Genomic DNA, 9,632 nt, shown 5'->3' with positions numbered 1-9,632 from the left:
GCGGCATGGTCACGATGTTCTGCGCCTCCTGGCCATAGGCGCGCTGCAGTTCACGCCCCATCAGCAGGTTGAACTTCTGGTCAGTGCCACCGAGTTCGATATCAGCCTTCAGTGCCACCGAGTCATAGCCCTGCACCAGCGGGTACAGGAACTCGTGGATGGCAATAGGCTGGTTGGTGGTGTAGCGCTTGTCGAAGTCATCGCGCTCGAGCATGCGCGCCACGGTGTACTGCGACGCCAGGCGAATGAAGTCGGCCGGGGTCAGCTTGTCCATCCAGGTGGAGTTGAATGCAACCTCGGTCTTGGCCGGGTCAAGGATCTTGAAAACCTGCTGCTTGTACGTCTCGGCGTTTTCCAGCACCTGCTCGCGGGTCAGCGGCGGGCGCGTGGCGCTCTTGCCGCTCGGGTCGCCGATCATGCCGGTGAAGTCACCGATCAGGAAGATGACCTGATGCCCCAGATCCTGGAACTGGCGCAGCTTGTTGATCAGCACCGTGTGCCCAAGGTGCAGGTCAGGCGCGGTCGGGTCGAAGCCGGCCTTGATGCGCAGAGGTTGGCCGCGCTTGAGCTTCTCCACCAGTTCCGACTCGACCAGTACTTCTTCCGCGCCGCGCTTGATAAGCGCCAGCTGCTCTTCAACCGACTTCATAGACAAACCCGCAAGGCTCAGATTCAGGGGGAGCCAACCATACAAGATCGGCCGTCAATTACAAGTTTCGCAAAGGAATGTGACCCGAGCCCGGGCTTGCGGCGTCTACGCGCCCTTGCGTGAAAATGGTTTTGGTTATATTTTATACAGTTATTTCATCTTCATCATGTCATTCATCTTTTCCATTTCACCTTTTTCAAAGTCACCTTGCCCATGACCAACGAACCGCCTAAAGCGCCCCCGCTTTATCCGAAAAGCCATCTGTTGGCCGCCAGCGGCATAGCCGCCCTGCTCAGCCTGGCCCTGCTGGTGTTTCCTTCCAGCGAAGTGGAAGCCAAGAAAACCACCCTCAACCTCGAGCTGGAGAGCCCTGCCGAGCAGTTGAAGGACGAATCCCGCGCTGCGCCCCTGGTGCAGGCAGAAGGTGAGCAAGGCTCACCATTCGCCCAGATCGAAGAGGCCGCCCCCGAGACCCAGAAGGCCGAGCAGGAAGCCCCTGCGGCCGAACCGGTCGTCGAAGCTGCCAAGCAGCCCAGCCACCGCGAAGTCACCGTGGCCCGTGGCGACACCCTGTCCACACTGTTCGCCAAGGTCGGCCTGCCGAGCAACGCGGTGCACGACCTTCTGGCCAGCAACAAGCAGGCCAAGCAGTTCAGCCAGCTCAAGCATGGTCAGGTGCTGCAGTTCGAGCTTGACAAGGACGGCCAGCTGGCCAGCCTGCACAGCAAGGTCAGCAACCTCGAAACCATTCGCCTGACCAAGACCGACAAGGGCTATACCTTCAACCGCGAGATCAGCAAGCCGGTTGTGCGTACCGCCTACGCCCACGGCGTGATCAAAAGCTCGCTGTCGGCCTCGGCCCAACGTGCCGGCCTGTCCCACAGCATGACCATGGACATGGCTCGCGTGCTGGGTTACGACATCGATTTCGCCCAGGACATCCGCCCGGGCGATGAATTCGACGTGGTCTACGAGCAGAAGGTGATGGACGGCAAGGTCGTCGGTACCGGCAACATCCTCTCCGCGCGCTTCACCAACCGCGGCAAGACCTACACCGCCGTGCGCTATACCAACAAGCAGGGCAACACCAGTTACTACACCGCAGATGGCAACAGCCTGCGCAAGGCATTCATCCGCACCCCGGTCGACTTCGCCCGCATCAGCTCGCGCTTCTCTGCCGGCCGCAAGCATCCGATCCTGAACAAGATCCGTGCCCACAAAGGCGTCGACTACGCCGCCCCACGCGGCACTCCGATCAAGGCAGCCGGTGACGGCCGCATCGAACTGGCCGGGCGTCGCGGTGGTTACGGCAATACCGTGATCATCCAGCACGGCAACCGCTACAAGACGCTGTATGGCCACATGCAGGGCTTTGCCAAGGGCATCAAGACCGGCAGCTCGGTCAAGCAGGGCCAGATCATCGGCTACATCGGTACCACCGGCTTGTCCACCGGACCGCATCTGCACTACGAGTTCCAGGTCAACGGTGTGCACGTTGACCCGCTGAGCCAGAAAGTGCCGATGGCCGACCCGATTGCCAGGAACGAACGCCAGCGTTTCCTGCAGCAGAGCCAGCCCTTGATCGCCCGCATGGATCAGGAAAAGGCCACCCTGCTCGCAGCGAACAAGCGCTAAGCACATGGCGCTATACTTGGGGGTGATGTCCGGCACCAGCCTCGATGGCCTGGACATTGTCTTGATTGAACAAGGCGAGCAGCTCGAACTGCTCGCCACCCACTACCTGCCCATGCCCGGCGACCTGCGCCAGGAACTGCTGGGCCTTTGCAGCAGCGGCCCTGACGAGATCGCCCGCGCTGCACTGGCGGAAAACCGCTGGGCCAGCCTGGCAGGCGAAGGCATCTGCCATCTGCTGGCCAGGCAAGGACTGCCGGCCGGAGCCATCCGCGCCATCGGCAGCCACGGCCAGACCATTCGCCACGAACCTGCACGCGGCTTTACCGTGCAAATCGGCAACCCGGCGCTGCTGGCCGAGCTTACCGGTATCAGCGTGGTAGCCGACTTCCGCCGCCGCGATGTGGCCGCCGGCGGACAAGGTGCGCCACTGGTGCCGGCCTTCCATGAAACCCTGTTCAGCCATCTGGGCCAGCGCCTGGCAATTCTCAACGTGGGCGGCTTCAGCAACCTCAGCCTGATCGAACACGACAAGCCAGTCCACGGCTTCGACTGCGGCCCGGGCAACGTGCTGCTGGATGCCTGGATCGAACGCAAGCGCGGCCAGGCCTACGATGCGGATGGGGCTTGGGCTGCCTCGGGCTTGGTGCAAGCCGACTTGCTCAGCGCACTGCTGGCCGACCCGTTCTTCGCCGGAATCGGCCCGAAGAGCACCGGTCGCGAAGTATTCAACCTGTCCTGGCTGGAAGGTCACCTGGCCCGCCTGCCCGCTTACCGCGACGAGGACGTACAGGCAACTTTGCTGGAACTGACCGCACGCAGCATCATCGACTCGTTGAGCAACGCCCAGCAAGGCACCGAAGCGCTGCTGGTCTGCGGTGGCGGTGCGCGCAACGGCGCCCTGATGGCACGCCTTGGCCAGTTGCTGCCCGACGCCCGTGTCGCCAGCACCGGCGCCCATGGCGTGGACCCGGACTGGGTCGAAGCAATGGCCTTCGCCTGGCTGGCCCACTGCTGCCTGGAAGGCATCGCTGCCAATCGCCCTAGCGTGACAGCGGCCAAGGGCCTGCGCGTACTCGGCGCAATCTACCCGGCCTGAACGTTACGCCAGAAAGCAAAACGCCGCGCAATTGCGCGGCGTTTTCGTATGGCCAGGCCTCAGATCGAGAACGAGGAGCCGCAGCCACAGGTGGTGGCAGCGTTCGGGTTCTTGATCACGAAACGCGAGCCTTCCAGGCCTTCCTGGTAATCCACCTCGGCGCCGGCCAGGTACTGGAAGCTCATCGGGTCGACCACAAGGGAAACACCTTCGCGCTCGACGATGGTGTCGTCTTCGGCCACGTCCTCATCGAAGGTGAAGCCATACTGGAAGCCCGAGCAGCCGCCACCGGTGACGAACACGCGCAGCTTCAGACGATCGTTGCCTTCCTCGGAAACCAGGTTCTTCACCTTTTGCGCAGCGCCGTGGGTGAATTCCAAAGCGGTGGGGGTGAAGGTTTCGACGCTCATGTTGATTCTCCCGGCGTGGTAGCCGCCATAAAACTCGATGACGCGCATTATCCGCTTTCCCGAGAAAATCGGTCAAGAATTGTGCGGCTTTAGTCGCGACCTACAAAAAGGCCCGCACGACGCGGGCCTTTTTGAACGCTGGCGGCTTACGGCAGCAGGCCCGCGTGTGACAAGCCCATGCGCTCATCCAGGCCGAACAGGATGTTGAGGTTCTGCACCGCCTGGCCGGACGCGCCCTTGACCAGGTTGTCGATCACCGACAGCACCACCACCAGGTCACCACCTTGCGGGCGATGAACGGCAATGCGGCAGACGTTGGCGCCGCGCACACTGCGGGTTTCCGGGTGGCTGCCAGCCGGCATCACGTCGACGAACGGTTCATCGGCGTAACGCTTCTCGAACAGCGCCTGCAGGTCGACCGAGGTGTCGGCGACGGTAGCGTACAGGGTTGCATGGATACCACGGATCATTGGCGTCAGGTGCGGCACGAAAGTCAGGCCGATATCCTTGCCAGCGGCCAGGCGCAGGCCCTGGCTGATTTCCGGCAGGTGGCGATGGCCCTTCACTGCGTAGGCTTTCATGCTTTCGCCGGCCTCGCAGAACAGCGAGCCCACCGCCGCACCACGGCCAGCGCCGCTGACACCCGACTTGCAGTCGGCGATCAGGCGCGACGGGTCGGCCAGGCCAGCTTCCAGCAGCGGCAGGAAGCCCAGTTGGGTGGCGGTCGGGTAGCAACCCGGCACAGCGATCAGGCGCGCCTGGCGAATCTTCTCGCGGTTGACTTCAGGCAGGCCGTATACCGCGTCCTTGAGAAGCTCTGGCGCACCGTGCGGCTGGCCGTACCACTTGCCCCACTCGGCAGCGTCCTGCAGGCGGAAATCGGCCGACAGGTCGATCACCTTGGTACCGGCCGCCAGCAGTTCGCCAGCCAGGGCGTGGGCAACACCGTGCGGGGTGGCGAAGAACACCACGTCGCAGGCGGCCAGGGTCTTGCTGTCCGGCACGCTGAACGCCAGCCCGTCATAGTGGCCGCGCAGGTTCGGGTACATGTCCGCCACTGCAACGCCCGCCTCGGAGCGCGAAGTGATGACCGCCACTTCGGCCTGTGGATGCTGTGCCAGCAGACGCAACAGTTCGACGCCGGTGTAACCCGTGCCGCCGACGATACCGACCTTGATCATAACGCTTGCCCCTTATCAACGAGCCGTCTGGAAAGCGCACGATAATAGGGGCGCAAGGCGCCTGTAACAACTCTTCGGGTGACCCTTCGGGCGCTTGACCACTACTATCTGACGACCGTGAATACCTGAAGGAACTCCCCCATGCTTTACCTATGGATCAAAGCGCTGCATATCGTCAGCGTGGTCTGCTGGTTCGCCGGCCTGTTCTACCTGCCGCGGCTGTTCGTCTACCACGCCCAAAGCCAGGACAGCATCAGCCAGGAACGCTTCGTGACCATGGAGCGCAAGCTGTTTCGCGGCATCATGAACCCGGCGATGATCGCCACCTACGTGTTCGGCGCGTGGATGCTCTATCTCACGCCCGGCTGGCTCAGCCAGGGCTGGCTGCATGCCAAGCTGACCCTGGTCATCCTGCTGACCGTCTACCATCACATGTGCGGCGCCCAGCGCAAGCGCTTCGCCAGCGGCAGCAACACCCGCAGCCACGTCTACTATCGCTGGTTCAACGAAGTGCCCGTGCTGTTCCTGCTGTGTATCGTAATTCTGGTGGTGGTCAAACCGTTCTGACATAGCCACCCGCTCAAGGAGCCTTGCCATGTCGTTACCTGCCTCCCTCGAACAACGCCTGCGCCTGCCCGTGGTTGCCGCACCGATGTTCCTGATCTCCAACCCCAGGCTGGTACTGGCCTGCTGCTCCAGCGGCGTGGTCGGCAGCTTCCCGGCCCTGAACCAGCGCGACAGCACCGGCTTCAAGGCCTGGCTGGAGGAAATAGAGGCAGGCCTGGCACAGCTGCAGGCGCCAGCACCCTATGCCGTCAACCTGATCGTCCACCCGACCAACCCGCGCCTGCAGGCCGACTTGGCGTTGTGCGTGGAACACCGCGTGCCGATCGTCATCACCAGCCTCGGCGCGGTGAAGGAAGTGGTCGATGCCGTGCATGGCTACGGTGGCCTGGTGTTCCACGATGTCACCACCCGCCGCCATGCCGAGAAAGCCGCCGAAGCCGGTGTCGATGGCCTGATCGCCGTTGCTGCAGGCGCAGGCGGCCATGCGGGCACCTGGAGCCCGTTCGCCCTGGCCGCGGAGATCCGCCAGTTCTTCGACAAGACCCTGCTGCTGGCCGGTTGCCTCAACCACGGCCACGAGATCCTCGCCGCGCAAATGCTGGGTGCGGACCTTGCGTACATGGGCACCCGCTTCATCGCCACCGCAGAAAGCCAGGCCCCGAGCGCCTACAAGCAGATGCTGCTCGATTCCCATGCCGCCGACATCGTCCACACCCCGGCGGTGTCCGGCGTCCCCGCCAGCTTCCTGCGCCCGAGCCTGGAACAGGCCGGCTATGACATGAACGCCATCAAGGGCGGCCATGAGCAAGGCAAGCTCAAGCCGATCGACGACGAAGCCAAGGCCTGGAAGACCGTGTGGTCGGCGGGCCAGGGGGTCGGCGGTATAGACGACCTGCCCAGCGCCAGCGCGCTGATCGGACGGCTGCATGACGAGTACCGGGACGCCCTGGAACGCTGCCAGGCCCTGCGCGCCCGTACCTTGTAGCAAAAGGCAACACCTTGACTGGCCAAGCTGTACACTAGGCGCCCTCTTCAGCCCCCAGGAGCCTTGCATGACCCGTTACGCCATGATCACTGGTGCTTCCAGCGGCCTGGGCCTCGCCCTGGCGGAAGCCCTGGCGCGGCGCGGGCGCAACCTGATCCTGGTGGCTCGCCAGCGTGAAACGCTGGAGCCGGTGGCCATCGAACTGACCCAACGCTTCGGTGTCGAGGTGCTATTCCGCGCCTGCGATCTCAGCCAACCGTTACGCCTGTCAGGCTTCGTGCTTGAACTGGAGGAAGGCGAGCGACGTATAGACCTGCTGGTCAATTGTGCCGGCCTGCGCACCTACGGGCCATTCCTGGCCCATGAGTGGGCGGACGAGCAGGACTTGCTGGAAGTCAACGTGCTGGCCCTGAGCCGCCTGTGCCACGCCATCGGTAACCTGATGGCCGTGCAGGGCGGCGGACAGATCCTCAATGTCGCGGGCCTGGCCGGGGTGGCGCCTGGCCCGTGGATGGCCGCCTATGCCGCTAGCAAGGCCTATGTACTGAGCTTCTCCCAGGCCTTGCGTGAAGAACTCAAGCGCACCGGCATCAAGGTTTCGGTACTGTGCCCCGGCCCGGTGCGCTCCTCGCGCCGACGCATTCCGCGGCTGGATGGCAAGCCACGCTGCCTCAGCCCTGAGGAAGTGGCGCTGTACACCGTGCGCGCGCTGGACAAGAACCGCGCACTGATACTGCCCGGCCGGCGTAATCGCTGGCTGGCGTTCGCCCCGCGCCTGCTGCCGCGTTGGCTGGTGCGCAAGCTGGCCGGGGCCATCCACCGCCGCTATTGCCCGGTCGGCATGGAATAGCCACTGGGCGAGCGGCGCCCGGCTGAGTACACTCGGCCCGACCCTCACCATGGAGTTAGTGCTGTGGACGATCTATTCCTCAAAATCATCAACCGGGAAATACCGGCGGATATCATCTATGAAGATGACCAGATCCTGGCCTTCAAGGACATTGCCCCTGCGGCACCAGTACATTTTCTGGTCATCCCGAAAAAGCACATCCGTACCCTCAATGACCTGACCGAAGAGGACAAGGCCCTGGCTGGCCACCTCCTGTTCACCGCCCAGCGCCTGGCCGTCGAGCAAGGCTGCGAGGAAGGCTTCCGCGTGGTCATGAACTGCAACCCGAAAGGCGGCCAGACCGTCTACCACATCCACATGCACGTGCTTGGCCAGCGCCAGATGCACTGGCCACCGGGCTGATCCACGGCAAGCGACCCTGCCACTATTGCGGTAAACTGTCGGGCACATTCTTGCGGAGGTGCCCGATGGCTACCGAACGTCACTACTCGCCGCTCGACCGCTTGTTGCTGCAGGCCGATACCGCCATGCGCACCTTGCTGCCCTTCAGCGGCCAACCCGCCCGCCCTTCGCCGGCCATCGTCCAGCCGGACGTCGACCTTGACGAACAGCAGGCCCGCCATGTTGCCGGGTTGATGCGTATCAACCACACCGGTGAAGTCTGCGCCCAGGCGCTGTACCAGGGCCAGGCCCTGACCGCCAAGCTGCCCGAAGTGCGCAAGGCCATGGAACACGCCGCCGAGGAAGAAGTGGACCACCTGGCCTGGTGCGAACAGCGCATTCGCCAACTGAACAGCCACCCCAGCGTGCTCAACCCGTTGTTCTACGGCATGTCGTTCGGTATCGGTGCACTCGCCGGGCTGGTCAGCGACAAGGTCAGCCTTGGCTTCGTCGCCGCCACCGAGCATCAGGTGTGCAAGCACCTCGACGAGCACCTGGAGCAGATTCCGCAGGAAGACGAAAAGTCCCGGGCCATCCTCGAACAGATGCGCGTCGACGAGGAACAGCACGCCGAGTCTGCACTGGAAGCCGGCGGTTATCGCTTCCCTGCCCCAGTCCGTTTTGGCATGAGCCTGTTGGCCAAAGTCATGACCAAGAGTACCTACCGTATCTGAAGGCATCACCATGACGGACCGTTTCGACGCCAAGGACCTGGCGCGCGCCGTGCAAGCCGGCATTCTCCAGCCGGGCCAGGACCAGGCCCTGCTGGCGTTCCTGCGCCAGCGACCAGCACAGCGTGGCAGCTTCCAGCTGGCCCATGTCGCGTTCTACTTCGGCGCCATGCTGATCATGGCAGCCATGGGCTGGTTGCTCACCGAAGCCTGGATGCGCATCGGCGACTGGGCGCTGCTGCTCATCGCCAGCCTCTATATTCTGCTGCTCACACTGTTCGCCGTTAACCTGCAACGGCGCGTACAGCCCGTCGCGGCCGGGGTGCTGGCGGCGGTGGCGGTCAGCATCGTGCCGTTGGCGGTGTTCGCCATCGAACGGCTGGTCGGCTGGTGGCCAATGGATGATGCGCAGGCGAACTATCACCAGTACTACACCTACGTGCAGGGCGGCTGGCTGGCAATGGAAGCAGCCACGGTACTTGCCGGGCTGTTGATGCTGAGGCTGATCCCCTACCCGTTTATCGTCATGCCGATTGCCGTCGCCCTGTGGTTCATGTCAATGGACTTGAGCGAATGGTTCTTCGGCTCGCCATTCAGCTGGGAACAGCGCCGCGAGGTTTCGCTGTGGTTCGGTCTGGGCTTGCTGGTGTTTTTTGTTGGTGTGGACGGCCGCACCCGCGAAGACTATGCCCACTGGGGCTACCTGGCCGGGCTGGCGGCATTCTGGGGCGGGCTGACGCTGGTGGACAGCGGCAGTGAGTTGGGCAAGGCCCTGTACTGCCTGATCAATATTGCCCTGATGGGTATGGCGGTGCTGTTGCGCCGGCCGGTGTTCATGGTGTTCGGGGCGTTGGGTGTGGCGGCTTACCTGGGGTACCTGTCGTACGAGGTGTTTGCCGACTCGCTGCTGTTCCCGGTGGTGGTGACCCTGATCGGGCTGGGGGTTATCGGGCTGGGGCTGGTTTACCAGAAGCGGCGGGAGCGGTTGAGCCGGGTGATGCGCGATTGTTTGCCGGGATGGGTGCGGGCTGCGCTGCCGGCGCTTCGCAGCTGAAATTGTTGGGGCCGCTCTGCGCCCCATCGCCGGCAAGCCAGCTCCCACCTCGACCGCATTGACCTCAAGCCATGTGCTATACCTGTGGGAGCT

General features: G+C 63.5%; 11 protein-coding genes (1 of these 11 cut by a window edge). 8 read left to right on the top strand and 3 right to left on the bottom strand.

Annotated elements, in window-relative coordinates; translation table 11 throughout:
* A protein-coding gene (tyrS, locus tag AC2T3R_RS02145; protein WP_486744588.1) for a tyrosine--tRNA ligase crosses the window boundary here: on the bottom strand, positions 1-649 show its 5' portion. The gene continues 551 nt to the left of window position 1, outside the view; only the first 649 of its 1,200 coding nucleotides appear in the window; it begins with the start codon at positions 647-649; its stop codon lies off the left edge, out of view.
* Positions 650-862: 213 nt separating this feature from the next.
* Here tyrS and AC2T3R_RS02140 point away from each other — a divergent pair, with 213 nt between their 5' ends.
* Positions 863-2,284: a peptidoglycan DD-metalloendopeptidase family protein gene (locus tag AC2T3R_RS02140; RefSeq protein ID WP_015268742.1), complete on the top strand. Its 1,422-nt coding sequence runs from the start codon at positions 863-865 to the stop codon at positions 2,282-2,284.
* A 4-nt stretch (positions 2,285-2,288) separates the two neighbouring features.
* Positions 2,289-3,380 (top strand): anhydro-N-acetylmuramic acid kinase, encoded by a 1,092-nt coding sequence (locus AC2T3R_RS02135; protein ID WP_486744587.1) that lies wholly within the window; start codon positions 2,289-2,291, stop codon positions 3,378-3,380.
* 59 nt (positions 3,381-3,439) lie between these two features.
* On the opposite strand, the gene erpA is transcribed toward AC2T3R_RS02135, so the two are convergent.
* Together erpA and argC are read right to left on the bottom strand one after the other, a co-directional pair.
* Complete coding sequence (gene erpA, locus AC2T3R_RS02130; RefSeq protein WP_015268740.1) at positions 3,440-3,790, bottom strand: iron-sulfur cluster insertion protein ErpA; 351 nt, start codon at positions 3,788-3,790, stop codon at positions 3,440-3,442.
* A 146-nt stretch (positions 3,791-3,936) separates the two neighbouring features.
* A complete protein-coding gene (gene argC, locus AC2T3R_RS02125; RefSeq protein WP_025337480.1) occupies positions 3,937-4,971 on the bottom strand; it encodes an N-acetyl-gamma-glutamyl-phosphate reductase in 1,035 nt (344 codons plus the stop codon).
* A gap of 141 nt (positions 4,972-5,112) precedes the next feature.
* Here argC and hemJ point away from each other — a divergent pair, with 141 nt between their 5' ends.
* From hemJ to AC2T3R_RS02095, 6 genes are all read left to right on the top strand, one after another.
* The gene (gene hemJ / locus AC2T3R_RS02120) at positions 5,113-5,538 is read left to right on the top strand and encodes a protoporphyrinogen oxidase HemJ (protein ID WP_486744586.1); all 426 of its coding nucleotides are present in this window, start codon (positions 5,113-5,115) and stop codon (positions 5,536-5,538) included.
* A gap of 28 nt (positions 5,539-5,566) precedes the next feature.
* Positions 5,567-6,523, top strand: coding sequence for an NAD(P)H-dependent flavin oxidoreductase (locus AC2T3R_RS02115; protein WP_410952077.1), 957 nt, complete (start codon positions 5,567-5,569; stop codon positions 6,521-6,523).
* 67 nt (positions 6,524-6,590) lie between these two features.
* Positions 6,591-7,373, top strand: coding sequence for an SDR family NAD(P)-dependent oxidoreductase (locus AC2T3R_RS02110; RefSeq protein ID WP_085618970.1), 783 nt, complete (start codon positions 6,591-6,593; stop codon positions 7,371-7,373).
* Between the two features lie 63 nt (positions 7,374-7,436).
* Positions 7,437-7,775 (top strand): histidine triad nucleotide-binding protein, encoded by a 339-nt coding sequence (locus tag AC2T3R_RS02105; protein WP_085705561.1) that lies wholly within the window; start codon positions 7,437-7,439, stop codon positions 7,773-7,775.
* A gap of 65 nt (positions 7,776-7,840) precedes the next feature.
* Positions 7,841-8,488, top strand: coding sequence for a 2-polyprenyl-3-methyl-6-methoxy-1,4-benzoquinone monooxygenase (coq7, locus tag AC2T3R_RS02100; RefSeq protein WP_003258825.1), 648 nt, complete (start codon positions 7,841-7,843; stop codon positions 8,486-8,488).
* A gap of 10 nt (positions 8,489-8,498) precedes the next feature.
* Complete coding sequence (locus AC2T3R_RS02095; RefSeq protein WP_015268737.1) at positions 8,499-9,539, top strand: hypothetical protein; 1,041 nt, start codon at positions 8,499-8,501, stop codon at positions 9,537-9,539.
* Positions 9,540-9,632: the final 93 nt, after the last annotated feature.

Source organism: Pseudomonas sp. PVC-5-1, from assembly GCF_057444345.1.
This window is presented reverse-complemented; position numbering and strand designations above follow the sequence as displayed.

Excerpts from the sequence above, each read along its gene's own strand:
- AC2T3R_RS02140 (WP_015268742.1), top strand. The coding sequence starts at position 863 with ATGACCAACGAACCGCCTAAAGCGCCCCCGCTTTATCCGAAAAGCCAT.
- argC (WP_025337480.1), bottom strand. The coding sequence starts at position 4,971 with ATGATCAAGGTCGGTATCGTCGGCGGCACGGGTTACACCGGCGTCGAA.
- AC2T3R_RS02110 (WP_085618970.1), top strand. The coding sequence starts at position 6,591 with ATGACCCGTTACGCCATGATCACTGGTGCTTCCAGCGGCCTGGGCCTC.
- hemJ (WP_486744586.1), top strand. The coding sequence starts at position 5,113 with ATGCTTTACCTATGGATCAAAGCGCTGCATATCGTCAGCGTGGTCTGC.
- erpA (WP_015268740.1), bottom strand. The coding sequence starts at position 3,790 with ATGAGCGTCGAAACCTTCACCCCCACCGCTTTGGAATTCACCCACGGC.
- coq7 (WP_003258825.1), top strand. The coding sequence starts at position 7,841 with ATGGCTACCGAACGTCACTACTCGCCGCTCGACCGCTTGTTGCTGCAG.
- AC2T3R_RS02095 (WP_015268737.1), top strand. The coding sequence starts at position 8,499 with ATGACGGACCGTTTCGACGCCAAGGACCTGGCGCGCGCCGTGCAAGCC.
- AC2T3R_RS02115 (WP_410952077.1), top strand. The coding sequence starts at position 5,567 with ATGTCGTTACCTGCCTCCCTCGAACAACGCCTGCGCCTGCCCGTGGTT.
- AC2T3R_RS02135 (WP_486744587.1), top strand. The coding sequence starts at position 2,289 with ATGGCGCTATACTTGGGGGTGATGTCCGGCACCAGCCTCGATGGCCTG.